The organism is Bacillus sp. A015 (assembly GCF_053851875.1).
In genome coordinates, this window is the sequence record NZ_JBSPZB010000019.1 from 49786 (window position 1) to 75974 (window position 26189).

27 protein-coding genes and 1 other annotated feature (1 of these 28 running past the window's edge) are annotated in these 26189 nt (G+C 41.8%); of the genes, 12 read left to right on the forward strand and 15 right to left on the reverse strand.

What is annotated here, in order from left to right:
• Nucleotides 1–33, reverse strand: a binding site (T-box leader); it reaches 192 nt to the left of the window's first position.
• A gap of 74 nt (nt 34–107) precedes the next feature.
• The 3 genes from ACSLGF_RS14930 to ACSLGF_RS14940 form a co-directional block, all read right to left on the reverse strand.
• Nucleotides 108–1295, reverse strand: coding sequence for a DUF1835 domain-containing protein (locus ACSLGF_RS14930; protein ID WP_456006793.1), 1188 nt, complete (start codon nt 1293–1295; stop codon nt 108–110).
• A gap of 172 nt (nt 1296–1467) precedes the next feature.
• On the reverse strand, nt 1468–1791 hold the full coding sequence (locus tag ACSLGF_RS14935; RefSeq protein WP_456006796.1) for a carboxymuconolactone decarboxylase family protein: 324 nt from the start codon (nt 1789–1791) through the stop codon (nt 1468–1470).
• 26 nt (nt 1792–1817) lie between these two features.
• On the reverse strand, nt 1818–2207 hold the full coding sequence (locus ACSLGF_RS14940; protein ID WP_456006799.1) for a tautomerase family protein: 390 nt from the start codon (nt 2205–2207) through the stop codon (nt 1818–1820).
• Nucleotides 2208–2317: 110 nt separating this feature from the next.
• On the opposite strand from ACSLGF_RS14940, the gene ACSLGF_RS14945 reads away from it, so the two are divergent.
• A complete protein-coding gene (locus ACSLGF_RS14945) occupies nt 2318–3190 on the forward strand; it encodes a LysR family transcriptional regulator (protein ID WP_456006801.1) in 873 nt (290 codons plus the stop codon).
• A gap of 123 nt (nt 3191–3313) precedes the next feature.
• Here the strand turns inward: ACSLGF_RS14945 and ACSLGF_RS14950 are convergent, their stop codons facing one another.
• The 3 genes from ACSLGF_RS14950 to ACSLGF_RS14960 form a co-directional block, all read right to left on the reverse strand.
• Nucleotides 3314–3487: a DUF6508 domain-containing protein gene (locus ACSLGF_RS14950; RefSeq protein ID WP_456006803.1), complete on the reverse strand. Its 174-nt coding sequence runs from the start codon at nt 3485–3487 to the stop codon at nt 3314–3316.
• A gap of 404 nt (nt 3488–3891) precedes the next feature.
• Nucleotides 3892–5283, reverse strand: coding sequence for a 23S rRNA (uracil(1939)-C(5))-methyltransferase RlmD (gene rlmD, locus ACSLGF_RS14955; RefSeq protein ID WP_456006805.1), 1392 nt, complete (start codon nt 5281–5283; stop codon nt 3892–3894).
• A gap of 96 nt (nt 5284–5379) precedes the next feature.
• Nucleotides 5380–6249, reverse strand: coding sequence for a DNA-3-methyladenine glycosylase family protein (locus tag ACSLGF_RS14960; RefSeq protein ID WP_456006808.1), 870 nt, complete (start codon nt 6247–6249; stop codon nt 5380–5382).
• 435 nt (nt 6250–6684) lie between these two features.
• On the opposite strand from ACSLGF_RS14960, the gene ACSLGF_RS14965 reads away from it, so the two are divergent.
• Both ACSLGF_RS14965 and corA read left to right on the forward strand, forming a co-directional pair.
• Nucleotides 6685–7197: a stress protein gene (locus ACSLGF_RS14965; protein ID WP_456006810.1), complete on the forward strand. Its 513-nt coding sequence runs from the start codon at nt 6685–6687 to the stop codon at nt 7195–7197.
• Nucleotides 7198–7329: 132 nt separating this feature from the next.
• Nucleotides 7330–8289 carry a magnesium/cobalt transporter CorA gene (gene corA / locus ACSLGF_RS14970; protein ID WP_099727651.1) on the forward strand — a complete coding sequence of 320 codons (960 nt, stop codon included), beginning with the start codon at nt 7330–7332 and terminating at the stop codon, nt 8287–8289.
• Between the two features lie 34 nt (nt 8290–8323).
• Here the strand turns inward: corA and pdaA are convergent, their stop codons facing one another.
• Together pdaA and ACSLGF_RS14980 are read right to left on the reverse strand one after the other, a co-directional pair.
• Nucleotides 8324–9103 carry a delta-lactam-biosynthetic de-N-acetylase gene (pdaA, locus tag ACSLGF_RS14975; RefSeq protein WP_456006850.1) on the reverse strand — a complete coding sequence of 260 codons (780 nt, stop codon included), beginning with the start codon at nt 9101–9103 and terminating at the stop codon, nt 8324–8326.
• A gap of 114 nt (nt 9104–9217) precedes the next feature.
• A complete protein-coding gene (locus tag ACSLGF_RS14980) occupies nt 9218–9409 on the reverse strand; it encodes an SE1561 family protein (RefSeq protein WP_456006813.1) in 192 nt (63 codons plus the stop codon).
• A gap of 147 nt (nt 9410–9556) precedes the next feature.
• Between ACSLGF_RS14980 and yfkAB the strand changes: the two genes are divergently transcribed.
• The 4 genes from yfkAB (at nt 9557) to ACSLGF_RS15000 (ending at nt 12880) form a co-directional block, all read left to right on the forward strand.
• Nucleotides 9557–10678 (forward strand): radical SAM/CxCxxxxC motif protein YfkAB, encoded by a 1122-nt coding sequence (gene yfkAB, locus ACSLGF_RS14985; RefSeq protein ID WP_456006816.1) that lies wholly within the window; start codon nt 9557–9559, stop codon nt 10676–10678.
• A 7-nt stretch (nt 10679–10685) separates the two neighbouring features.
• Nucleotides 10686–11522, forward strand: coding sequence for a mechanosensitive ion channel family protein (locus ACSLGF_RS14990; RefSeq protein WP_456006818.1), 837 nt, complete (start codon nt 10686–10688; stop codon nt 11520–11522).
• A 104-nt stretch (nt 11523–11626) separates the two neighbouring features.
• On the forward strand, nt 11627–12028 hold the full coding sequence (locus tag ACSLGF_RS14995) for a nuclear transport factor 2 family protein (RefSeq protein WP_456006821.1): 402 nt from the start codon (nt 11627–11629) through the stop codon (nt 12026–12028).
• A gap of 132 nt (nt 12029–12160) precedes the next feature.
• A complete protein-coding gene (locus tag ACSLGF_RS15000; RefSeq protein ID WP_456006823.1) occupies nt 12161–12880 on the forward strand; it encodes a YebC/PmpR family DNA-binding transcriptional regulator in 720 nt (239 codons plus the stop codon).
• 380 nt (nt 12881–13260) lie between these two features.
• Here ACSLGF_RS15000 and ACSLGF_RS15005 read toward each other — a convergent pair whose 3' ends face one another.
• The 3 genes from ACSLGF_RS15005 to ACSLGF_RS15015 all read right to left on the reverse strand — a co-directional run bounded on the left by ACSLGF_RS15005 (nt 13261) and on the right by ACSLGF_RS15015 (nt 15620).
• On the reverse strand, nt 13261–14043 hold the full coding sequence (locus ACSLGF_RS15005; RefSeq protein ID WP_456006826.1) for a YfkD family protein: 783 nt from the start codon (nt 14041–14043) through the stop codon (nt 13261–13263).
• A gap of 67 nt (nt 14044–14110) precedes the next feature.
• Entirely contained in the window at nt 14111–15178 is a 1068-nt protein-coding gene (cax, locus tag ACSLGF_RS15010; protein ID WP_456006829.1) for a calcium/proton exchanger, read from the reverse strand.
• Between the two features lie 64 nt (nt 15179–15242).
• Nucleotides 15243–15620, reverse strand: a complete 378-nt coding sequence (locus ACSLGF_RS15015) for an OsmC family protein (protein WP_456006831.1) — start codon at nt 15618–15620, stop codon at nt 15243–15245.
• A gap of 75 nt (nt 15621–15695) precedes the next feature.
• Between ACSLGF_RS15015 and ACSLGF_RS15020 the strand changes: the two genes are divergently transcribed.
• Both ACSLGF_RS15020 and ACSLGF_RS15025 read left to right on the forward strand, forming a co-directional pair.
• Nucleotides 15696–16868 carry an MFS transporter gene (locus tag ACSLGF_RS15020; RefSeq protein WP_456006833.1) on the forward strand — a complete coding sequence of 391 codons (1173 nt, stop codon included), beginning with the start codon at nt 15696–15698 and terminating at the stop codon, nt 16866–16868.
• 14 nt (nt 16869–16882) lie between these two features.
• Complete coding sequence (locus ACSLGF_RS15025) at nt 16883–17236, forward strand: GNAT family N-acetyltransferase (RefSeq protein WP_456006835.1); 354 nt, start codon at nt 16883–16885, stop codon at nt 17234–17236.
• A 209-nt stretch (nt 17237–17445) separates the two neighbouring features.
• On the opposite strand, the gene ACSLGF_RS15030 is transcribed toward ACSLGF_RS15025, so the two are convergent.
• Genes ACSLGF_RS15030 through ACSLGF_RS15040 form a run of 3 tightly spaced genes read right to left on the reverse strand, consistent with a single transcriptional unit; the run spans nt 17446 to nt 19106 of the window.
• On the reverse strand, nt 17446–18264 hold the full coding sequence (locus ACSLGF_RS15030; RefSeq protein WP_456006838.1) for a YihY/virulence factor BrkB family protein: 819 nt from the start codon (nt 18262–18264) through the stop codon (nt 17446–17448).
• Between the two features lie 18 nt (nt 18265–18282).
• Entirely contained in the window at nt 18283–18615 is a 333-nt protein-coding gene (locus ACSLGF_RS15035; RefSeq protein WP_456006841.1) for a hypothetical protein, read from the reverse strand.
• A 20-nt stretch (nt 18616–18635) separates the two neighbouring features.
• Entirely contained in the window at nt 18636–19106 is a 471-nt protein-coding gene (locus ACSLGF_RS15040) for a low molecular weight protein-tyrosine-phosphatase (RefSeq protein WP_456006844.1), read from the reverse strand.
• Nucleotides 19107–19276: 170 nt separating this feature from the next.
• Between ACSLGF_RS15040 and ACSLGF_RS15045 the strand changes: the two genes are divergently transcribed.
• Both ACSLGF_RS15045 and ACSLGF_RS15050 read left to right on the forward strand, forming a co-directional pair.
• Nucleotides 19277–20632, forward strand: a complete 1356-nt coding sequence (locus tag ACSLGF_RS15045; RefSeq protein WP_099727664.1) for an alanine/glycine:cation symporter family protein — start codon at nt 19277–19279, stop codon at nt 20630–20632.
• Nucleotides 20633–20709: 77 nt separating this feature from the next.
• Complete coding sequence (locus tag ACSLGF_RS15050; protein ID WP_034323493.1) at nt 20710–20925, forward strand: DUF1128 domain-containing protein; 216 nt, start codon at nt 20710–20712, stop codon at nt 20923–20925.
• Between the two features lie 110 nt (nt 20926–21035).
• On the opposite strand, the gene ACSLGF_RS15055 is transcribed toward ACSLGF_RS15050, so the two are convergent.
• Entirely contained in the window at nt 21036–21554 is a 519-nt protein-coding gene (locus ACSLGF_RS15055; protein WP_034323495.1) for a type 1 glutamine amidotransferase domain-containing protein, read from the reverse strand.
• A gap of 254 nt (nt 21555–21808) precedes the next feature.
• Here ACSLGF_RS15055 and ACSLGF_RS15060 point away from each other — a divergent pair, with 254 nt between their 5' ends.
• Entirely contained in the window at nt 21809–26050 is a 4242-nt protein-coding gene (locus ACSLGF_RS15060) for a multifunctional 2',3'-cyclic-nucleotide 2'-phosphodiesterase/3'-nucleotidase/5'-nucleotidase (protein WP_456006847.1), read from the forward strand.
• The last annotated feature ends 139 nt before the right edge of the window (nt 26051–26189 follow it).

Genomic DNA, 26189 nt, shown 5'->3' on the forward strand with positions numbered 1-26189 from the left:
AAAAATTGCTCATGTCCTTTTCTTCGCTTTTAATTTCTCCATATCTTACATGATGATGGGTAATCATGTAAAGATTTATTTTGTACATTGCTATTGAATTTTATTCTTTAAATGAAATGTCTTGTCATTTCACTCGGGCTATACTCGACTTGATACATAGGAGATAACGCATTCTTCACTTCTTCCGTTATACGCTCCCCTGCATGATTGAACTTCTTTTCCATTTCTACCCCATCTGGCAGCAAGTCTTCTGTCTCTTCATCAAACCAGCGGCCATACTGTATGGCCCAATTCCAGATTTTCGAGAGGAGCGCATCGCTTAGAGGTACATCATCTCTTTCTAAATGGCATTGACAATGTCCACATTGAAAAGGTTCACCACCGTAGGTCCCTTCTATTTTCACATAAGGGTGATCCTCAAACTCGCGACAGCACACCCATTTTTTGAAGTGCTGACCGAATTCTGTTAGTTTAATTGAGTAATAACGCATGGAAGTGCGCCTTCCTATCATGTCAAAAATCCCTTGATCAATTAATGTCTTCAGTCGATACTCAATAAAGTCATCACCGATATACTGTTCTAAATAACCTATCACTTCACCAATTAAGCGTGGAGTTTTGATGTACTCCCCTTCTGACTCGGACTGCTGAACTCGCTTAGCCATTTTCACTAAATAAGCATCAAATTCATCTTCAGGTACGCTGATCGTTTGTCCTTTTTGCCATATCCGCAGTGTATGATTTTCTTTAGCGAATGAAAGCCATTCGTTTTGTAATCTCTCTCTTTCTTCTTTTGCCACTGTGTAAATATGCTCTTTACTTCCGTACAAAATTTTGAATTTTTCAGATGTGATCTCCCCGGCATGTCGAAGGATCATTATTCTTGTATTTGTATTGAACAGCTGGTCAAAAGCAGTCGTTGTATTGATTAAAGACAATTCTATCCTTTTCTCTTTTAATAAATAGATGGCATAACGTAAACCAATTTGCTCATGTGCATTACTGCCTGTCCAGATGAGTATACGACTGCCATCTTTTATATCTTTTATTTGCTGAAGCATTCTGTGCTGATCGTTGACCATGTCGTCAAAATGTCCAAATTCATTTGATATCACGTTACGCAGCCACTCTTTACGCTTCGCTTGTCCTTCATGTTCATGCAAATGCAGAAGGGGTCCAATCGAATAAATGTCATCAAAGGCGATGATATCATCAGCCTGATCTTGCTTCATTTCGCGTAATGCTTGTTTTAAACTACCAGCAGGTGCTGCCCCAAATACGATATGTATCATCATCATTTGTCTCCCTTTATCTTACATTTCATTTCATCTTGACCTATTCATGGTTCTTGCGTCAATTCTATTGAGTCAATTTCATTCAAAAGTATGACATAGAAGATTTTAAAATCCAATTTATTCGCATAGAAAAAAGCCCTAACTCAAATAAGGGCTCGTTGATTTGATTGTTTTATTTTTCCTCCAACATGTGTTTAGCTGCTTCTAATGCTGAAGCTGCTTTAGGCCATCCGATATAAAAACTAAGGTGTGTGATGACTTCAATCAATTCATTCTTCGTTACACCATTTTCTTTGGCTAGATGTAAATGGTATTCCAGCTGATTTAGGCTGCCTGCACTTACTAAGGCTGAAACTGTAATCATACTTCGATCTCTTAGCGAAAGTTCCTCTCTTCGCCACAAATCCCCAAAGAGAACTTTTTCGGAGTACTCAACAAATGCTGGAGCAAAATCTCCGAGGGTTAAATTCACAGTTGGCTTAATTGGTTGATGCATATCTATTTCCCCTTCCATTCATTTCGTTACTTGATCATTTGAGCAAGTCCTTCTCCAAAGGACCAATTCTCCAAGTCCGTCTCAACCAGCATAATGAATACATTTTCTTTCGGTATATGGAGTTGGCTGTATAACTGGTCAGCTATTTCCTTATATAAAGACTGCTTCTGTTCGTAAGTTCTTCCTGAACCACATGTAATATGGATATATAAGAGACGATGATCCCTATCATGACGAAGAAGATAATTGGGGTCATAATAAAATTCTTCTTTCTTATGTGAATGGAACACCTGAAAGTAGTCTTTTTCAGGAACATGAAATTCTTTCATCAGAGCCTTCATGATCGTTTGGCTAATAGAAGCTAAGCTTTCTTTATCGTACTCATCTTCCATATAACTGACTTTTACAAATGGCATGTATGTCAACTCCTCTTTCTGTCTTACTTCATTTTACGTCTCAACACTCGTTTTGTATAATTGAATAATATATAAAATATTATTCATAAAACGAATGGAGATTATTAGAAATGGATTTAAAAGAATTAAAAGCTTTTCAAGCCGTGATTCAAGAAGGGACATTTTCAAAAGCCGCTCAAAAATTGAATTATGCACAGTCAACGATAACAAATCAGATCAAACGATTAGAACAAGAGTTAGGGTTTCAATTGTTTGTGAGAGGATGGGAGGCTGAATTAACCCCTTCAGGGCAATTGTTTGCCAAAGAGATTGATCAGCTGATTCTCCACTGGAATTTTGTATTAGATCAATCTCAAAAACTCCAAAAAGAAGAAGTCGGAACCTTGAATATAGGTGTCATAGAACCAATTGCTATCTCTATTCTTCCTTCAGTCCTTCAAACCTTCAGAAAGCAAAAACCGAATATCACATGCCACTTTATCATCGGTAATACAGATTTCCTTCACAAGCAGCTCCTCAAGGGGGAGATCGATTTTGCTATTGCAGGAGAACCGGCGATGAACCCACTTCCGTTTGAGGAATTGTACAAAGAGGAAATGTCTTTTATCATCGCAAAAAAGCAGGCAGATCAAGTTGGAACGATTTCATTGATCAAGGATCTCTATCAACAACCACTGATCATAGGTGGGGAAAGTTGTTTATATCACATGAAGTTACAAAAGGAACTCTCAAGAATAAATATTGAGCCGTTCACTTATACTATCAGCCAGATTTCAGCGATTCCGCCATTTCTAAAGGAATTCCCCTCCGTCGGAGTCGTACTTTCCTCTACACCATTGTCAGACGAGTTTGTGAAAGTTCCAATCGAAATGGAGGACCCTTTTATTCCTATAGGAATCTTATCTCATAAGGAACCCCATCTATTTCTGAAAAACACCAAGCAGCTCTTGCTTGATCTATTTCGTCAAGAAGCTGAGAAGTGAACATGCTCGTGATCTTGTTCGGAAACAGAAGAAATGTTCCAAAAAAACCTAGATTTCATATCATCTAGGTTTTTCATTGTTTCAATCCATTCATGTTCAGTTTTTATCAGACGTACACATCCCTTACTCCAAACAATCCAATCTTTCAAGGCACTTTAATATGGCTCCGCTTTTAAAAAAATTGAAGATGGCACCATCGCAAAACCGCTCAGCATCACAACCCCCATCATGAGAGCAAGTACACATTGTGTATTTAAATTTGAGACGTCCACGTTCTCCATATCGTTCAATCCCCATTCAATGCCATTTTCTTTGAGGATATCTCTGTAGCGAGTAAGCTCCATCTCTTGATGTTGTTCTGCAAAGGTATAGACATCTTCGATAAAGTGACGGACCGTTTCAGAATCATTCACAAAGGGCATCTGGATTGCGTGTTCAGCTGTTCCATCATTTGCTTGATCTATCACCCATTCACCAATATAATCGTCCTGAAACATAGGTATATAGTTTGTCAGAATCTCTAATTGACTCACCCTCATCCTCCTCCATTTCATCAATATCAAATAATGGTTTATTCTGATCGACACCTCTGTATACGCATCATACCGATTTTGGATAAGTTCACAAAAAAAATTCCGTGATGATCCTACCAGCTAGAAACCAGTATTCAAATCACGGAAAGTCTTTATTCACTTCACTTTTTACACTCTTACCATTGATACGACACACTCCACATGCGCCGTATGCGGAAACATATCCACTGGCTGCATGTATTCGATCTTGTAGTCTTTTGACAAGTATTCGAGGTCTTTTGCTAGTGTAGATGGGTTGCAAGAGACGTAGACAAAGCGTTTTGGTTTCACTTGTTTGACGGTGTCTAAGAAGGTGCTTTCGCAGCCTGTTCTTGGCGGGTCCACGACGATGACATCAGGGCGGAAGCCTTCTTTGACCCATTTTGGCAGCCAATGTTCAGCTGTTCCTGTCACATAGGTCGCGTGTTTCATGCCGTGTTTTTTGGCATTTTTCTTGGCATCATCAATTGATTCTTTGATGACATCCATTCCTCTGACTTCTTTTGCGCCATCTGAGAGCCACATGCCGATGGTGCCAACGCCGCAATAGGCATCGACGAGCTTTTCTTTTCCTGTCAGTTTGGCCGCTTTTTTCGCTTCATCGTAAAGCTTTAATGTCTGCTTCGGATTCAATTGGAAGAATGCACGTGCACTTAGTTCAAATGAGACGTCTCCTAAAAATTCTTGGATGACCATGTTGCCTGCTAAGTGTGATGTCTTATGTCCAAAAATGACAGACGTTTTTTCGCCATTGATATTGTGCATAATGGATGTCACTTCTGGCAGACGTTTTTGAATAGCTTCGGCAATTTCTTTTTTCTTTGGAAATTCAGGTTTTGATGTGACAAGGACGACCTGTACTTCACCTGTTTCAAAGCCGACTCGCACGACAATCGACCGCACGTCACCTTTTCTTGTCCGTTCATTGTAAACCGATACGCCGAATTTCTCTAAAATTTTGCGGACAACGCCTGTTGTTTTGTTCGTTTTCGGATGCTGCACAATACATTCCTTGATCGATACAAGCTTATGAGAATTCAGTCCGTAAAGCCCAGCGATGATGTCGCCGCTATGAGACCGCCCTACTTGGAACTGACTTTTGTTCCGGTAGTGCCACGGATCTTCCATGCCGATCGTTGGTCTAATATCTAGCGTTTCGACCGATAGCTTCGTGTGTCGTTCCATTGATTGAATGACAATATCACGTTTTTCCTTTAGCTGCTGCTCGTACGCCAAATGCTGAAGCTGACAGCCGCCGCACTGCTCGTATACTGGGCATGGCGGCTTCACTCGATGCTCCGAGCGCTTTCGCACTTTTCTGACCGTACCTTCTGCATATTTTGCCTGTACATTTGTTGCTTCAACGACCACTTCCTCACCTGGAAGCGCACCCGGGACAAAGACCACTTGCTTTTTAAAATAACCGACCCCTTCACCATTAATACCAAGGCGTTTAATGGTAAGCGGGAACTGCTGGCCCTTTTGCAGAAGGGTCCCTTGCTGTTTTTCTTTCAATTTCATTCTCTCCGTTCTATTTGAACCTTTATAGGTTGTCCTCATTTTATTCCATCTCATTAGTATATCACGACTTGGACAAAGAGAGAAAATGCCTTTCATTTATTTATCTGTCTCAATGCTTCTCCATAAATAAAGGGAAGCGTAGCTTAAATAAGGCGTCCACTCCTTGCTTAAGGCTGCCATCTCCTCTTTTGTCGGTTTTTCAGGCAGGTCAAAGTGCCGTTTGATGGCGTTTTGAATACCAATATCTGCTACCGGAAAGAGATTTGGTCTTCCAAGTCCATTCATCAGGACATTTTGAACCGTCCAAGGTCCAATGCCTCTAATCGGACGTAGACGTTCCTCAATTTCTATATCCGGCAAATCGTGTAATTCCTCTAAACAAAGAGAGCCGCTCACAATTCGCTTTGATACATCAATGACGTATTCCGCCTTCCGCTGACTGAATTGGAGCTTTCTCAGATCGTCTGTTTCAAGCGATGCGATGGTCTCCGGTAAAGGGTCAAACCAAACACCTTCTATTTGCTCACCGCAGGTATGGACAAACCGTTTCGTGAGCTCATAAGCAAATAAAAGATTGAGCTGCTGATGAATGATGCATTTCATCAAACAATGATACAAATGAAAATCCAGCATGAGCGGTGTCCCCATGTGACGTTCAAAAATCGACGCAAGATTTGTTTGAGAAAAATGGTCATGAACAACGTGTAATTGATGCTCCATTCCAAAAATCCGCTTCACCTCAGAAATGATGGGTTCCTCAGGGCCGTTTGCTTGCACTCGGAACGTGGGCGTTTCTTTTGTTCCTGTGGCTTGAACGACCACCACGTACGGCTTTTGATCCAACCTCATCGGCACTTTGATTTCTCTTTTGTTCAAATCGACTGCCTTTAATGGATCGCTCGATAAACGTCTCAGTACTTGATCAAAGTGATATGGCGGCTCAACCACCAGCTGTTTTTCCCACATGTTTTTCCTCTTCCTTTCTGTAAACGCACGCGGATGTGATTGTTTCATTTTGCGTGAATCATTCTCTATATTGAATACTTTTAAATATAAAGAGTACAAGAATTTATCAGTTATATCTTCCTTATTCTTGGTCATTTTCCTTTTGGATTGATGAAATTTTTAGTCGAATTTAGCTAATATTCGACTCGATTCTTCAACATTTTAGGATCATTTTCCTTAAATTAGAAATAGAACCTCTGGGTGATATCTTCTATTCCGAAAATATTTGTATAATTATGACATATCAAGGAGGTGAACAAAGGAATTAGCGGATTAGGCAATCATTTGTTTCATCTTGCAGGAACATATTTACCTCATTGATTACCGGCTTCACCTAGTTTCACGTTTTACGAAAAAGAAGACCCAAAAAATTCAAAAACAAAGGAGATCCGACCAATGAAAAAAACTATTCTTTCTGTTGCCCTTGCCACTGCTGTTTCTTCAACACTACCAGTATTCGCTGACGCTGCTGAGCAAAAAACTTCAGCACCTGTTTCTACTACGCTACAGCAAACTGTATTAAACAAAGCTGCTGAAGGAAAAGCTGGAACGACAGCTAGTCCTAATGTTAACGTCAACTTCGATGTCCTTGGCATTGCCAATGCAATCGTTAACGCAGTAAACGCAAATGCAAACCGTTCTGGATTCGTTAAAGGCGTGATGGAAAGTACATTCTACGCTGCTGGCGGCAGATATAACGTCATGGTCTTTAACTTGAGCCAAAACTACGAAGATCGCTTTAACGGCGTTAAAACGTTCGCTACTGCCAACCTTGGTAATGTTGTTTACGGTATTTGGGTATTTGAAAGCGGTACATTTAAAAACAACGGCGATGGCGGTTGGGATAACTGGGCATTCAGAGGCTGGTTTGACCGTCAAGATAAATTCGTCAACTTCCGTCGTCCTTAATTCTCGCTTTTATCCATCAATCATACACGCACATGGACCGATCTCAATCATGAGATCGGCTTTTTTTGTGGATAAGATGAATAAGTTTGTGCACGCTGCTTCATGATATAATGCAAGTCTGGAGGGGTGTATATGCTGAAAAAACTTGCAGTGACAAAAAACGGAGACTTGATTGAACATGCAACATTGCAGCAGCTTTCAAGCCCCGATATCGCCTGGTATTGGATTGACTTTCATGCGCCAACGGAAAAAGAAGCAGCGCTGTTGAAGGAATTCTTTCAGTTTCATCCGCTTTCAATTGAAGATTGCTTCCATTATTTACAGCGGCCTAAGCTTGATTTTTATGAAGAGTATTTATTTTTCGTTCTTCATGCTCTCAATCAAAAAACACTTCGTTCAGAGGAAGTGGATCTGTTTGTTGGTGAAAGTTATATTGTCACCTTTCACTTAAAGGAAGCACCATACATTGATCGTGTGATTCGAAAGCTAAAAGCATCTGAACACGCACGAAATAGTGGACCTGAACATCTTGCATACATGCTGATTGATGATCTGGTTGACGATTATTTCCCGATTATTTATCAAATTGAAGACAGGTTGAATGAGATTGAAGATGAAGAAGGTCATAAAACGTATGGCACTTTAATGAACGAAGTATTCGGGATTCGGTCAGACTTGTTAAAGCTAAGAAGGACAATTATTCCGATGAGAGACCTTTTATACCGTATCGTGAACATGAACATGATGAAAAACGACAAAAATCGCCAAGCCTATTTCAATGACATCTATGATCACCTTCTAAAATTGACAGAGATTGTCGAGTCGAACAGAGACATGACAGCAGATTTAAGAGACAGCTATCAGACGCTGAATTCCAATCGGATGAATGCGATTATGATGACACTGACGATTGTGTCGACTATTTTTATTCCACTGACCTTTATTGTTGGAGTTTACGGGATGAACTTTGATAACATGCCTGAATTGCACTGGAAATACGGCTATTTTGGCGTGCTTATTTTCATGGGTCTGCTCGTCTCGGGTATGCTTTTATGGTTTAAGCATAAAGGGTGGTTCCGGATTTTTAAATAACCAAAAAGCCTGCAGTTCCTCTGCAAGCTTTTTTCTATAGCTGCGGCAGATGCCATACTTTTTCAAGCATGAGATCATCTAGGCTTTTAAAGGAATACCCCTGTTTTTTAAGAGCTGTGATGGCCTCATCCAGTGCCTCGGCATTGTCTCGTGAGACGGTGTGAAGTAAATAAATCGCACCTGGATGTGCCTGCTTCATCATTTGATCATAGGCATATTGTTTTCCTTTTTGATGATGGATATGCCAATCCACAAAGGCAGCTGACCAGAAAACGGTTTGGTAGCCCAGCCTCTTTGTTTCCTTTAATACTCTTTCGCTAAATACCCCGCGCGGCGGACGTAGATAGAGGTTATCTTGTTTTCCCGTAATTTTGTACACCGCTTCATTTACACTGTCTAGCTCTTCTTTGATTTCTTTCGCACTTTTTTTCGTTAAGTCTGGATGGTGATAGGAGTGGTTGCCAATGATATGTCCTTCCTCTGCCATACGTTTCACAAGCTGCGGCTGGTCCTTTACGAAATGCCCTGTGACAAAAAAGGTGCCTGGTACTTGATGCTTTTTCAGCACGTCTAAAATCTTAGGTGTGTATCCATTTTCATAGCCATTGTCGAAAGTAAAATAAATCTCTTTCTTTTTTGTATTCCCTAAATAAAAGGCATCATATTTTTTTAGGAGTGTCGTCAGTTCCTTTCCAGCATCTGCTGGTTTGTGCTCTTTGCTTTTAGCAAATCCCCAGTGGATGGGTTTATTAGACTCGGCTGCTGCTTCTGACAGAGGCATTGAAACAAAAAGCACACATAAACAGATCAGCATATATTTTTTCATCTACGTCACTTCCCAGTTTTTCTTTTATTGTGCAGAATATGACCGAGACTCATACGTCCATTCGCCTGCCAATTTAAAGAAAAAAGCCCGCATCCGCGCGAGCTATTCTTCCTTCCAATCTTTTTTAAACCGTTCATATTTCGCTTCTAGATCGTCAATCATCTGGATCAGTCTGTCTATATCCTCAACGTCTGTTGAATCGGGATCTAATGAATCAATCACATTCATAAACATATCTAATCGGTTCTTTAAATAATCAACCTGCTGCTCTTTGCTGTCTGCTGCCTTGCCCATAGATACACTCCCTTTAGCATTTGTTTATAGCTTATCTTTTTTTCCCTTATAAATCAATTGTCTCCCCCCTTGCGTATAACGGTCATGGGGCTTAAAATTAACTGTTGGCGGGTCTTCGTTTGCCCGAATGAAAAGGAGATAGATACCATGAACCAAAAAACAGCACTTCGTCCGATCACACCTGCATACGACCCTTGGGAAGCCTATCTCGATGTGAAGGATTACGGAGAAATGAAGCTGACAAATATTGAACTGACGACGACGACTTTATGTAACATGAGATGTGAGCACTGTGCAGTTGGCTATACGTTGCAGCCAAAGGACCCGAATGCACTTCCACTTGATCTGCTGCTTCGCCGTTTAGATGAAGTTCCGCTTTTGCGCTCACTAAGTATTACAGGCGGAGAGCCAATGCTTTCTCTCAAATCTGTACGGGAATATGTCGTACCTATATTAAAGTATGCCCATGAACGCGGCGTCCGTACACAAATCAATTCAAACTTAACACTTGATTTGGCGCGTTATGAAGAGATTATTCCATACTTAGATGTTCTGCACATTTCACATAACTGGGGCACTGTCGAAGAGTTTGCAACGGTCGGCTTTGCGATGATGGATAGAAAACCAACCTTTCAGCAGCGTGAAAAATTATTTAACCGCATGATCGAAAATAGTCAGGCACTTGTGAAAGCGGGTGTCACAGTATCCGCTGAAACCATGCTCAATAAGCGCACGCTTCCTTACATTGAACACATCCATCGTCAAATCGTGGAGGAGATGAAATGTCAGCGCCACGAAGTTCACCCGATGTATCCAAGCGATTTCGCCAGTGCACTTGAGTCATTAACGCTTCCGCAAATGCGTGATGCGATTCATCAGCTGCTTGATATTCGTGATGAGAACACATGGATGCTGTTTGGCACCTTGCCATTTTATTCATGCAGTACAGATGAAGAAGACCAGCGCCTCCTGAAGCGATTGCGCCAGGAGAAAAATGTCACTGTACGAAATGACCCTGACGGCCGCTCACGGTTGAATGTGAATATTTTTGATGGGAATATTATTGTAACAGACTTTGGCGATACGCCGCCGCTTGGAAATATTGAAACCGATACATTGCAATCTGCATATACACGCTGGATGGACACGAAATTAGCGAAAGAACTGAATTGTCATTGTCCAAGTGTGCAATGCCTTGGTCCGAATGTTCTTGTGAAAAACAGCTATTATCAAGATGTTGATTTTACTTCTCGTACAGCCAGGGGGTAACCGATAAATGGACGATACATTTCTGACAGTGGTCAAGAACAAATACATTGAGATTCTAATTGTTGGGCTTGTTCTTTGGTTTGCCGTCTTTATCATCAACAAAGCCCTTCAGATTTTCTTTAAACGAACGGAGTTTATTGAAGATAAGAAGAAGAAAACGATCGAGAGCTTGGTCAAATCTGTGACGAAGTACACAGCTTCAATTTGCTTTGTGTTCTATGTCATTTCTCTCTTCTTTCATGACTTTGGAAAAATTCTTGCTGGTGCTGGTGTTGCCGGAATCGTCATCGGTTTTGGCGCCCAGACACTGATTCGTGATATTTTAGCAGGCATCTTCCTGATCTATGAACGGCAGATCCATAAAGGTGACTACGTGACGGTGAATAATCTCTTTAATGGAACCATTGAAGAAATTGGTCTCCGTTCTCTGCAAATTAGAGAATGGAGCGGCAAACTGTTAACCATTTCTAACGGAGACATCCGGCAAATTCAAAACTACAACATACATTACATGCGTATCACGGAGTCGGTGTTAATTAGTGCCAATCAAAACCCAGACATCGCCTTTCAAGCGCTTGAATCAGCTTGTGACCAGTTGAATCAAATGCACCATGATTTTCTCAAAAAAGATGAATTTCAAAACGCCATTGAACCCTTCCAGGTTCATGGAATTATGGGTCTCAATAAGCTCAATCGCGGAATAGAAATCACTGTGAAAGGGATGGTCGAAGATGAAAAATACTTCGAAGCCGCCCTCGCTGTACGTAAAGAAATCATCAAGCAGCTTCATGAGCACGATGTCAAATTGCTTGAAGATCTCGTTTATCCTCAGCCTGCAAAATAACCTCATTTTCGTTGTGAGGTTATTTTTTGTGATTGTTTTTTATTAACCAGTTAATTATAATATTATTTAGTTAACTGGTTAATAAAAAGAGAGGATGTTTATAGATGACAAAGGCAGAAGCGATTTTTTTCATCAAGCAAATGTATCAGGATGTATTAACTGAATTAGATATACAAAAGGTGGAGACTTATTTTTCTCCTGACTATCAGCAAGTGACCGATGGAAAGGTCTCCATGCTTGATGAATTTAAAAAGCATCTATCCACATTAAAAGAAATGACAAAACAGCTCAAGATCCCCGCCTTTCATGATGTGTTATTTGATGAAGAGACGCAGCAAGGATGTTTTCGTTACACTGTACATGTCGAGCTGACCAGCGGAGATCGTGGTCTTATAGATGTAATGGCTTTATTTACTTTATTAGACGGCAAGATCATTCAATGTGACGAGCTGACTAGACCTCATGAGAAACATGAGACGCTTGAACAGCTTGGACACATCAGCTAAGGAATTCTCTTCATTTCGGCCCTCTTACTTCTATCCCCTTGACTGATTCATGTATAATAGAGGGCAGAATGATTTCATGCAGCATGGGGACCCTCATACTGTGTATTTACTAAGTGAAAGAGAGTGAATAAGATGGGTCGTAAGTGGAACAACATTAAAGAAAAGAAAGCATCAAAGGATGCCAATACAAGTCGTATTTACGCAAAATTCGGGCGTGAAATCTATGTGGCTGCCAAACAAGGTGAGCCAAACCCAGAATCAAACCAAGCACTTCGCTTTGTCCTAGAACGTGCAAAAACATATAGTGTCCCAAAACACATTGTGGACCGTGCGATTGAAAAAGCCAAAGGTGGTTCAGAAGAGAACTTCGATGAGCTGCGCTATGAAGGATTTGGTCCAAACGGATCGATGGTGATCGTCGATGCCCTCACCAATAACGTGAACCGTACAGCTTCGGATGTTCGTGCGGCTTTTGGGAAAAACGGTGGAAACATGGGAGTCAGTGGATCTGTTGCTTACATGTTTGACCAAACCGCTGTTATCGGTGTCGAAGGGAAAAGCGAAGAAGAAACGCTTGAGCTCTTAATGGAAGCAGACATTGATGTACGTGACATCATGGATGAAGATCAAACGGTCATCGTCTACGCTGAGCCAGATCAATTCCATCAAGTACAAGAAGCATTCAAACAAGCCGGTGTCGAAGAATTCACTGTCGCTGAAATCACGATGCTTCCGCAAAACGAAGTGACATTAGATGATGAATCTAAAGCACAATTTGAGAAACTAATCGATGTATTAGAAGAGCTTGAAGACGTGCAGCAGGTTTATCATAATGTGGATTTAGGGGAATAAGGAAAAGTAGAAGCCATTGTAGTCTCTCGATTCATTGAGCTTCTACAATGGCTTTTTTATTTTTCAAAAAGGTTTACGCCCCACCTATAAAATTGTAACATATGAATAAATTGTTAAATAATACAAATGTTTAAGGGGCTGAGTTTCATTTTTAAAACATGGTGGTTTTCGTATTACGGCTTTATGATCATACCTTTTGTTTCCCTATGCTTGATTTTCAACAACCTGACGACGTTTACTAAGGTCATCCTCTTTCTGTTCATGGGATGGTTTTTCTATAACGCCTTTGACTTTTACATAAGTGAAATGAAAAAGAAAAAAGATCAAACCTATTAGCAAAAAACAGTCAACTCCTCTATTGATAAGAGGAGTTGACTGTTTTAATTCATTCCTTGAAACCCAAACGTCAGATGATCCTGAACAGGAATCCATGCGCCGATTCCTTGTGAGGTCACGTTTTTCACGACGAGTTTGCGTTTATTTCCTTTTAGCACAAGGTACACTTCTCCGTATGTGACCTTCCCTTTTTCGTTAATAGCTGGTGCAAAGGCATGAAGTGATGCTGCTTTTTTCGGAGAAACATGGTAAGACTGATCTCGTTTTGTTCCTGCGCCAATCACCGTGTCAAAAGCGAGCGGCAGCTTTGTTTTTTGGATGGCTTTTTGCATCATCAATGTTTTCACATCTTCTGGACTTGGTACTTTTGCTGTGAGTCCGCCTCTTACTTTTACTTGCTGCTTTTGAACATATTTGCCGATGGCTGTTTTGTTTCCGCCTCTGTTATCAATGTGATTGGTGTTCACTTTTTTGTATTCCCAGTTGGCGACGGTTTCATTTGAATCGTAGCTCAGTGCCCATCTTCCGAGGAAAATGGTCGCACGATATCCAACAGCTAACGGCGTTCCTGAGATGCTGGATTCATTCAGCATTTTAATCAAATGGGTATTTTCAATCGGTACATTCGTTGTTTTAAATAATTCGGCCGTCAGCTCGCTCGGCTGAAGCAGCGGCTGATCTTGTGACGCGTTTGGATACGTATTTTCCTTTGAGATACTGGCGACAGACGATGGTACCTTAAACGGCTTAGCCGCCTCGGCTGGAAAGCTGTATAGAAAACTTAAGGATAAGAGAACAACAAACATGATGCGGGGCATCTTTTTCATATCATCACTCTTTCTCATTCATTTTTCCATAGTATTTTCCGCAAAGACGTCCCTTATCCACAAAAGATTATAAAAGGAAAAATCCAATCGCCATAATAAAATAGGCAGCGAGTAATGTGGCGCCTTCAAACCAGTTCGTATCACCGTCATTTGATAGGATGACCGTCAGTAAGACAGCGGATGCCATTGCAATGAGTTCTGGTAAGGAGAAAATCAGCGGCATCTGCTTTTCGAAAAAAAGAGAGCTGATGACAAGGATAGGCGCCACCATCATGGCGACCTGAAGCGTTGAGCCGAAGGCAATTTCCACCGCCACATCCATTTTGTTTTTATACGCCATGATGATAGCAGAGGCGTGTTCCGCTGCATTGCCGACGATAGCGACAATAATGACCCCGATAAACAGCTCACTCCAGCCAAATTGTTCTCCGACCGTGTCAAATGTATGAACGAGCCGCTCTGAAATGTACGCAACTGCAATCGTTGCAAGCAGCAGGATCACAGTGGCAAACTTCCCGGACCATTCAGGTGTTTCTTCTTCCGTTTCAGATTTACCGTTCACGCTCTCCTGCTTGGCGACATAGACTCCTCGGTGGCTGACCAGTTTGAAATAAAGCGCTGCGACATATATCAAAATCATCACAGTGCTAATTCCAATACTTAAAACAAATTGTCTATCCTCTGCCATCTCCATAGAAAACACTTCTGGAATGACAAACGCCACAATGATGGCAAACATGAGCAAGCCAGAGTTATGCCTTGCATCGTGAACATTGAACTCTTGGCGCTTATATTTTAATCCGCCGACGAAAAAAGACAGCCCTGCCACGAGCAGTAAATTCCCGATGACCGATCCAGTTAATGAAGCAAGTACAATGGCAGTCAGCCCTTGCTTTAAGGCAAAAAACGAAATGATTAACTCCACTGCATTTCCAAATGTAGCGTTTAATAGTCCACCGATTCTTGGCCCCGCAATGATGGCAAGACTTTCTGTGGCTCTTCCCATAAAACTAGCAAGACCAATAATGGCGATACAATAAACGGCGAACATGACAACCTGCGGGAAATGAAGAAAACTGCCAATGACAGATAGCGGAACACCGATTGCGACAATCACAAGAAACAAACGATTCATACAGCCATTCTCCTTTACATATGTCTGACTGTTATTCTTTCGTGAGTGGCGGCATCGTATACATTTAGATTCGCTCGTGTGACATGGTGATGTCGATACTTCCTTTAACGGATTGCACCATGGAACAATGCTTCATCGCAAGCTTCATCACTTTTTCTATTTGTTCATCAGAGGTACTGATGCTTTCAAAGATCATATGTAAGTGGATGCGGGAGATTTTGTTTGCCGCTCCTTCTCTTGTCGTTTCAGGTGTGATGATCAGCCCTTTATAGGATATTCGTTTTTTCCCGCATACATGAATAAGCATTTCTCCAAAACAGCCTGCAATAGCTGAGGTGAACAATTGATATGGCCGGTATCCAGCTTCTTCTTTTCCTGAAATATGTAGTTGTCCATCATCAGTATGTGCCACCCACCGATCATTTTCGTATGTCAGCTTCATTCCTTTTCCACCTTTCTATTGAAACCCCTATGGTTCCATTGTACGATGAAAGCATGAACTTGTAAGGAGCTTCTTATGCCGAGAATTCACTTTATGATTTTAATTTTACTTGTATCCGTATCTGGCTTTTCACAGGGAGCGTTACTTCCTGTTATATCCATTATTTTCGAACATGCGGGCACTTCCCCTACGTTAAACGGACTGCATGCCACTGGCTTATATCTCGGCGTGCTGCTTGCATCTCCTTTTATGGAAGCACCGCTTCGCCGTTTTGGTTTTAAGCCGTTAATCGTCATTGGAGGCGCTGCTGTCTTTTTAAGCTTGTTCAGCTTTGTCTTTTTTGAATCTTATGTCGTCTGGTTCTTCCTACGGCTCATGATTGGCATTGGTGACCATATGCTGCATTTCTCCACACAGACGTGGGTGACCTATGCTTCGTCATCTAGAAATCGCGGGCGGAATATTTCATTGTACGGATTATCCTTTGGACTCGGTTTTGCCGCTGGGCCTTTTTTAACTCCCCTCATTGAAATCAATCCATCATTGCCTTTTATCGTTTCTGGTGCCGTTAGTTTATGTATTTGGCTGCTTGTGTTTGTTTTAAAAAATACATATCCAGATACAGGCGAAATGCAGACATCAGAGCAAACAAACAGTTTGAAGCGCTTCAAAAAAGCCTTTCAATTTGGCTGGGTGGCCTTTATGATGCCTTTTTGCTACGGCTTTTTAGAAACGACGCTCAATAGTAACTTCCCTGTGTATGCACTAAGAAGCGGAGTGACAGTAGATGCTGTTGCGTTTATTTTACCTGCTTTTGCCATTGGAAGCATTGTCTTTCAGCTTCCTCTCGGGATGCTCAGCGACCGGTTTGGCAGACGCCGAATCATTTTATGTGTCACACTCGCTGGATCCTTCTTTTTCCTTTTGGCAGGTATTTTCATTCAATCCGTTTTGGCTGTTGCGATCTGTTTCTTTATTGCCGGAATGGCTGTAGGCTCTACATTCTCACTTGGCATCAGTTATATGACCGACTTATTGCCAAAGCATCTGCTTCCTGCCGGTAATTTAATGTGCGGGATGGCGTTTAGTGCAGGCAGTATTCTTGGACCGGTTCTTGGAGGAATCTTTGTTCAAACGTTTGAGGGGATGAATTTACTTTACCTTGTCAGCATCGTGATTCTATTCGTGTTTTGCTGCGTTCGATTTGGGAGAACGACGGCAGTGGTTGAAAGTACTGCAAGAGCATAGAAGATGTCAAAACATTGATTCAATCGACTCGCACCTCCTATGCCGAACAAAAAGGAATGGAAGCTGGCATCATGCTGAACGAGCAATTGATCAGTATGTTCCGTCTGACGTTTCATAATAGAATAGGCAATATCGGTTATTGGATTGGTCAAGATGCACAAGGTCAAGGTATCGTGACGAAAACAGTGAAATATATGACAGGAACATTTGCTCATGAAGTCGATGGATTTAAAATCTTTTGTCCTGTTGGTCATGTTCGAAGTGAACGTGTAGCGATTAAGGCTGGGTTCCAGCTCGATCCTCACTATCAGCCCAAACCTGATACAGATTTTGTCCTTAAGCGGTATATACGAATGTTGAATCAATAAAACCTCCCCTGCACCTGTGCAGAGGAGGTTGTTTTCATCTAATGATATCCATTTTGCCCGTTCGCACTACCGCTTGTTTTGTGCTTAGGCTGATGGCCTTTGTTTTGTTTTGTGTTGCTTCCGCCTTTTTTCGATTGTTTGGACATATGTGATTCCCCCATCTATCAAGATTGAACTCGTTCGTTCTTCTTTAGGATGCCCTGTTTTCTTTACAGCTTGCCTGGTACGATTTTACGCTTATGTAAAAGCGCATTGAGCTCGCCTCCGAGGATAATCATGATGCCGGTTAAATAAAACCAGATCATCAAAATAATGATCCCCCCGATGCTACCGTACATCGCACTGTAGTTGGCAAACTCGCCTACGTAAAATGAGAACAGCATGCTCACCAGAATCCAGCCGATAGACGCAAAAATGGCGCCTGGCAGAACAAATTTCAATTTCAGCCTGATGTTTGGAGCAAAATAATACAAGGCTGTAAAAACAATCAATAAAATCAGCGGACTAATGATCCATCTCAGTGCTGCCCAAATGGTAAGGAAGGCATCTGACTGCCCGACTAATTTGGCGACGAATAAACCAAGCTCTTTGCCAAAGACAGGCAGCATCAAGGCAAAAATTATCGTAAGAACCATCGCAATGGTTAAGATGATCGATGTTAAACGTACGAGAATGAAGGAACGATTTTCCTCAACTTCGTAAGCGTGGTTAAACGCTCTGACGACCGCATTAATGCCGTTGGATGCAGACCAAAGAGCGGCAATAATCCCGAATGACAATAATCCGCCGTTACGGCTGTTCAGTGTCTCTTCGGCAATGGATTCAATCATCGAAAGTGCTCCCTCTGGCGCATAACTAGAAATGACGCTCAGAACATCCTTTGACGTCAGCGGCAAATACCCAACCAGCGTCAGCACGAAGATGAGAAATGGAAATAATGAAAGCAAAAAGAAATAAGCAAGCTCAGCAGATTTAGCCGGTCCTTCATGCAGCAAAAAGCGTTTAATTAACGCTTTAACAAAACCCATACGCCTCATCTCCAATGATCAATCTTTCTGTTTCGTTCGAAAGTGATCCTTTGTTTCTTCAATAATCTCTAATACCCTTGGGGTTGTTTCCTTTAACTGATTCACCTGTTCATTTAAAAATGATAAATCATCTGAGACCGTTCGCATTAGCTGCTTCGTTTCTTCCATTTTTTCTTTCATGCAAGCAGACATCCTGCCCGGCTCCTGGCGATATTCCCCCAACTTTTGCTGGCAGTCATTCCATTTGTCTTTTAGTGCAATTCTTGTTGGCCGATGAAATAATGTCAGCAATACGCCGCAGGCTGCTCCTATGACAGCTCCTCGAAGCACGATTTGATTTTTCTCTTCCATCTCATCTGATCTCCTTTCAGTTAAAGGTGTTTCTCTTTCTTTACATACGTCAAAAAACGGTCAATTCCTGTTTCAATTAAATCATGTACTTCCTCAAAGTTCCCTGTGTAATAAGGATCTGGCACATCATCTCGATCGTCGTCTTCTACAAAGTCGAGAAGACGGCCAATAAAGTGATGTTTCCCATAGCCGGCTATACTGCGGAGTGCCCCTGCATTTTCAGCATCCATCGCAATGATATAGTCGTATGTTGTGATATCCTCATCCATGATTTGTCTTGCAGTCATTCCTTTATAGCTGATTCCTTTTTCTTCAAGCAGCTTTCTTGTTCCTTCATGGGGAGGACTGCCTTGATGCCAGCCGCCAATGCCTGCTGAATCAATGATAAAGTGCTCGCTAAGCCCTTCATCTTCTACTCGTTTTCTAAACATGGCCTCTGCCATCGGTGACCTGCAAATATTGCCAAGGCACACAAATAATACATGAATCATCCTTCATTCTCCTCCTATCTATTCCCTAAGAGTCCCTTTCGAAAACCTTTCCCCTATCATATCAAGACCATTTTCTTTTGAAAACTTTGCAAGAAAAACTCTCATCGGCATTGACAAATTACACAAAAACAGGAGAAACTTTAGGAGAATTACACAAAGGGGGATATTTGATGGGAATAATTGAGCAGTTTGTCACGACGATGAACAATTTTTTGTGGGGACCTCCCCTGTTGATTTTAATTGTTGGTACTGGAATATACCTCACCTTTCGCGTTCTCTTCATTCAAATTAGATTACTTCCTTATTCTTTAAAGCTCGCATTTTCGAAACAAGACAAAACATCAGAAGGGGATATCTCCCATTTCCAAGCATTAATGACGGCTCTGGCTGCAACTGTCGGCACAGGGAATATCGTAGGTGTTGCTTCGGCAGTTATAGCTGGTGGTCCTGGTGCTGTATTCTGGATGTGGTTTGCCGCATTTTTTGGGATGGCAACAAAATTTGCAGAAGCCGTTCTTGCTGTTAAATACAGGGTCAAAAACGAAAAAGGCGAAATGTCTGGCGGACCTATGTACTATTTAGAGCATGGCTTGAAGCAAAAATGGCTAGGGGTGCTATTTGCTATTTTTGGTGCCTGTGCTGCCTTTGGAATCGGAAACCTTGTGCAGTCTAATTCAATCTCAGGGGTTATGAATTCTACCTTTCAAATTCCAACATGGGTGACAGGTATCATCATTACTGCCTTTACGGCACTTGTCATTTTAGGCGGAATTAAAAGCATTGGCCGTGTAACCTCTATTTTTGTACCAGTCATGGCTTTATTTTACGTCATTTGTGGATTAATCATTCTTATTATGAATGCTGATCTTGTTCCAGGCGCAGTTGGGCTCATTTTATCTGATGCCTTTACTGGTCAAGCCGTTGCAGGCGGTGCGATTGGAACTGTCATTCGCTGGGGTGTGGCACGTGGAGTATTTTCAAATGAAGCTGGTCTTGGCTCCGCACCGATCGCAGCTGCTGCTGCCAAAACGGATATGCCTGCCCGTCAGGCTCTCGTGTCTATGACACAAGTATTTATTGATACAATTATTGTTTGTTCCATTACTGGCATTACCATTGTGATGGCAGATATGTATTTAACAGAAAAAAGTGATGCACTGACCTCTTTATCCTTTGCCCATTTCCTTGGACCAATTGGCTCAACTATCGTAGCAATCGGGTTACTTTTGTTTGCTTATTCAACGATCATTGGCTGGTCGTATTATGGAGAAAAATGCTTTACATATTTAGCGAAGGATTCGTACGTGATGTATTATCGCATCGTGTTTGTCATTGCTGTCTTTTTCGGAGCCGTGTTTAAGAATGACTTCGTATGGGGTTTTGCAGATATGCTAAATGGGCTTATGGCCATTCCAAACTTAATTGGGCTCATCGGTTTATCAGGGGTTGTTGTGTTTGAATCTAAACGAATCATTGATAAGATCAAGGAAGAGAAAAAGGAGAAAAACACCTCCTTGTTGTCTTAATAGCCCTTTTATTCTTTTGCATTTCTGTTAAAATAGACATATTATTCAACACACATGCAGGAAAGGACGTGCCGCCCTTGTCAGAGCAAAAAGCGGCTGAAGTCAATCAGCTGATTGAAGACATTTCGCAAAAGCTAAATATGCTGAACATTGGAGTCATCAAAGCCGAGGACTTCAGTCCAGACAAGTACGAAGATATTGAATTTCTTCACCAAATGGTGATGAAAAAATCTTCATTCAGCCCAAGTGAAATGCAAGCCATCGCAAGCGAGCTGAAAAGCTTAAGGAAATAATTGTGCAAAAGGAACTGCCCTGTGGTCTTCGAGCAGTTTTTCTTGATCAACACGCAGAAAATCCAGCACTTTATGAAGTGCTGGATTTTTTATGCTGTAACAACTGCTGTTTATTTCGCAAGCAGTTTTAATGATTCACGGTTAAATGCTGGAATGTCGTCTGGTGTACGGCTTGTCACAAGCTGATCCTGACAAACGACGACTTCTTCATCTTTGAATTTAGCGCCTGCGTTTTCCATATCCACTTGAATGGATGTATATCCAGTCGCTCCTCTGCCTTCTAGCGTCTTCGCTGTAATGAGCAATTGCGGTCCATGGCAGATCGCAAATACTGGCTTTTTCTCGTCCATAAATGCTTTTGTAAATTGGACGTAGCGATCATCTGCGCGCAGAATGTCTGGTGAGAAACCGCCAGGAATGAGAAGTGCATCGAAGTCTTCAGGTTTCACATTATCAATGGACGCATCCACTCTCACTTCAGCCTCTCCTTGCTTCCCTTTGACTGTTTTTCCTTTTTCGTTTTCAATCACTGTGATGTCATGGCCTGCGTCTTTAAAAGCTTTTGCAGGCTCGGTAAATTCAACATCCTCAAAGTAATCTGTTAAGACAACTGCAATTTTCTTACCCATGTAGAAACCCTCCTGCTTGATTATCGTTTACACTACACACTATACCCGGGCGCGATGAAATCAAACATCCTATCCCTATCAGAAAACCCCTTATGATGAAAATAAGCATTTTGACTCATTTCCTTCCCCTTAACAAGGTAATTCGTATGATTTATGTTATCTTTACAATAATCTGCAAAAAATAACTACAAAAGTTAACGAAACATTTCTACAATAGGTATAGTGGTCAAAAAAAATAGAAAGGCGGAGATCAGGTGAAGAAGCATACGCATAGGTCTAAACGAAAAAAAAACCTGTCTATTCTGCTTACTTCCATTATGATGATTAGTCTCATTCTCCCAACAGCACCTACTCATGCAGAAGCAGAAAGCGACAGTTCCGTAAAGGTCAGCATCTTAGCGACAACCGATATTCATGCGAACATCATGAACTACGATTACTACAGCGATAAAGAAACAAATGAATTCGGATTGGCGAAAACAGCCGAGCTGATTGAAAAACACCGTTCACAAAATCCTAATACACTCCTTGTTGATAACGGAGACCTGATTCAAGGAACCCCTCTTGGAGAATACGTTTACAAAAATGAAAAAGACAGCATCATCAATCAAACAAAGGTTCACCCCATTATTCATACACTCAACCAACTAAAATACGATGCAGGAACTCTTGGCAATCATGAATTTAACTACGGATTACCTTTCCTTGACGGTACCATTGCCGGCGCCAACTTCCCGATTGTCAATGCGAACGTCAAAAAGTTAAATGGAGAACATCGCTTTACGCCTTATGTGATCCAAGATAAAACCTTTCAAGATGCAAACGGAGCAGCACAAAAAGTGAAAGTCGGTTACATAGGATTCGTCCCACCACAAATTATAACATGGGATAAGAAGCATTTAGATGGACAAGTTCAAGTGCAGGATATCGTCGAATCTGCCAATGAAACCATCCCTGAAATGAAGGCGAAAGGCGCAGATGTCATCGTCGCTCTTGCCCATACAGGAATTGAAAAAACCGCTTCGCCTAAAGGGTCAGAAAATATGATCTTTGACCTTGCCACTAAAACGAAGGGCATCGATGCGATTGTGTCTGGTCATCAGCACGGCACATTCCCAAGCTCTGAATATAGCGGCGTAGACAAATTCGATGTCTCAAAAGGAACCATCAACGGCATTCCAGTCGTCATGTCAAAAAACTGGGGAAGCTACCTCGGAGTCATTGATTTGACACTAGAGCCTGACGGCAGCAACTGGAAGGTCACAAACGGCACAGGCAAAATAGAGTCTGTCGCTCGACTCACCTCTCAAAACAGCACAGTGAAAGATGCCATTCAAACGACTCACCGAAACACGGTTGATTACGTCAGAAAGCCTGTTGGAAAAACAGAAGCAGACATTAACAGCTTTTTTGCTCAAGTGATGGATGACCCTTCTATTCAAATTGTGACTGATGCACAAAAATGGTATGCACAAGAAAAAATGAAGGACACTGCGTATAAAAACTTGCCGATTTTATCAGCGGGTGCACCATTTAAAGCCGGCGGCCGAAATGGTGTGAATTATTACACAAACATCGCAAAAGGAGATTTAGCGATAAAAAATATTGGCGATCTCTACCTTTACGATAACACCGTCCAGATTGTGAAACTCAAAGGCAGTGAAGTGAAAGACTGGTTAGAAATGTCTGCCGGACAATTTAATCAAATCAAATCAAACGATTCAAAAGAACAGCCTATTTTGAACGAAGAATATCGCTCGTATAACTTTGATGTGATCGATGGTGTTACCTATCAAGTGGATGTGACCCAGCCTGCAAAATATAGCACAACAGGTACACTTGTAAATGCGAATGCGAGCCGTATTAAAAACCTGTCTTACAATGGAAAACCAGTCACTGACAGTCAAGAATTTTTAGTCGTGACGAATAACTATCGTGCTTCCGGCGGTGGAGGCTTCCCGCACCTCACGCAAGATAAAGTCGTGCTTGCCTCAGCGGATGAGAACCGTCAAGTGCTGATGGATTATATTATCGCCCAAAAAACCATTAACCCAAGTGCGGATCAAAACTGGTCCATTGCACCGGTCAAAGGCGCTACTTTAACGTTTGAGTCTTCTCTTCTGGCAAAGCCTTTTGCAGAGAAATCAAACAGCGTAGACTTTGTTCGCAACGCCAGCATAGACGGACTAGGCGTGTACAAGCTAGCCTTCAAAGAGGATGGCACCACAGAACCGCCTGCCTCAGACAACTGGAATTTAACGGTGATGCATACGAACGATACACATGCACACCTAGATGATGCTGCAAGACGTGCGACAAAGATCAAAGAAGTTCGTGCTCAAAGTGAGAACAATATTTTATTAGACGCTGGTGACGTGTTCTCTGGTGACCTATACTTCACAAAATGGCAAGGACTTGCCGATCTGAAGCTGATGAACTTGATGAAATACGATGCCATGACGTTTGGGAATCATGAATTTGACAAAGGTCCATCTGTCCTTCGTCAATTCCTGACAGGAGATGCATCCGACGTAGATGCTAAAAACCGTCATCAATTTGAAAAGCCTCACTTCCCGATTGTGTCATCAAACGTTGATGTCTCTAAGGAAAAACAGTTAAGCAGCTTAGTGAAAAAATCAGCAACATTCAAAGCTGGTGAGAAAAAAGAAGCCGGGATTTACCCGTACATCCTGCTTGATGTAAACGGCGAAAAGGTGGCTGTATTTGGCTTAACCACTGAAGACACGGCCATTACATCCAGCAGCGGACCTAACATTCAATTTCAAGATGCGTACAAGAAAGCAAAAGAAACAGTCCACACCATTCAAACAGAAGAAAAAATCAATAAAATCATTGCTTTAACGCACATCGGCTATAACCGTGATCTTGAGCTTGCTCAAAAAGTAGACGGCATTGATTTAATCATTGGCGGTCACACCCACACCCTTGTTGAAAAATTAAAGGTCGTCAATAAGAAAGAACCGACTATTGTGGCGCAAGTGAAAGACTACGGACAATTTTTAGGAAAAGTAGACGTGGCCTTTGATCAAAAAGGTGTCGTACAGCCAAAAGAATCTTCTTTTGACCTCATCACCATCGATGACTCTGTAAAAGAAGATGCGGACGCAAAAGCGATTCTTGATCAATACAAGGCAGATATTCAAGGTTTAAAAACAGAAAAAGTCGGGTCTACCGATGTCCTTTTAGATGGGCAGCGTGAGCACGTCCGTGCAAAGGAAACGAACCTTGGGGATTTTATTGCCGATGGCATGCTGAAGAAAGCGCAAGAATCTGCTGGTGCTGACCTTGCCATTACAAACGGCGGCGGTATTCGAGGCAGCATTGAAAAAGGAGATATCACATTAGGTGATATTTTAACGGTGATGCCTTTCGGAAACACACTTTATGTCGCAGGTTTAAAAGGCAGTCAAATTAAAAAAGCACTCGAACAAGGGCTGTCAGGCATCGAGGAAGGCGGAGGCGCATTCCCTCATGTAGCTGGCATTGAATATACGTTTACACTGAGTAAACCAGCTGGCAGCAGATTGATTGATGTGAAACTGAAAGATCAAAACGGCAGCCTGTCTGACATTGATGATCAGAAGACATACCGCGTGGCGACAAACGCATTTGTTGGCACAGGCGGTGACGGCTACAGCGTCTTTACAGAAGCCTCTCATGGAGAAGACTTAGGCTATGTTGACTATGAAATTTTCAAGGAGCAAATTGAAAAGGCAGACGATCATATTTCTCCTGTCATCGACCATCGAGTGAAAGAAGTGTTCCTTCCTCGTGCTAAAGGAAAAGGCGCCTATGACATTCAAGATGATGAGACATTCCAAACGTATGTGCAGCATACAAATAAAGCACTGCTCTATTTAGACAAAGCGAGCGAAGCGAAAAACGTTCAATTGTCTCTATCAAAAGCGCAAGTAGCCGAGCTGAAGAAACGGGAGCAAGATCCAAACGTCACCATCTATCATGACAAAGTCGGACTAGAATTACCACTTTCCAATTTGTCAGAGAAAAGTGCGAATATATGGATGGCGAAAACAAATAAGGTGAAAAATGCATTAACCGACACATATGATTTCCAAATCAAACAAGATCAAAAGAGTGTCTCTACCTTTAAAGATCCTGTCACACTTTCCTTTACATTAGACGAGCCTCAAAAGGCGAACAAACCCGGTGTTTATTATGTGGATCGTGAGAAGAATCGTTACACTAAAACAAATAACGGTTCGTTCGAAAACGGGGTCGTAACAGGTGAAACAAAACACTTTAGTGAATACACAGTGCTCAATCAAAGTGAAGCAGCTGGAACGGCCCCAGATCAAACCGGTGAAGACGGTGGGACTTCGGCACCAGGCGGCACACTGCCGAATACGGCAACGATGATGTATACGGCTGTATTGATTGGCTTGCTCATGCTTGCCTCAGGCGGTATCCTTTATTACTACCAGCGCAAGCGCACAAGAAAAAATATATCATCCTAAAAGAAATGGACAGAGCATGGGCTCTGTCCTCAGATTGTAGAGAAACTCATGTTTTTCTACAATCTTTTTTATTTTTAACGTATGTATGAAGAATGAAATGTATTGAAAAAGGCCTCCCACACACCTAGCCTAGCTTCGC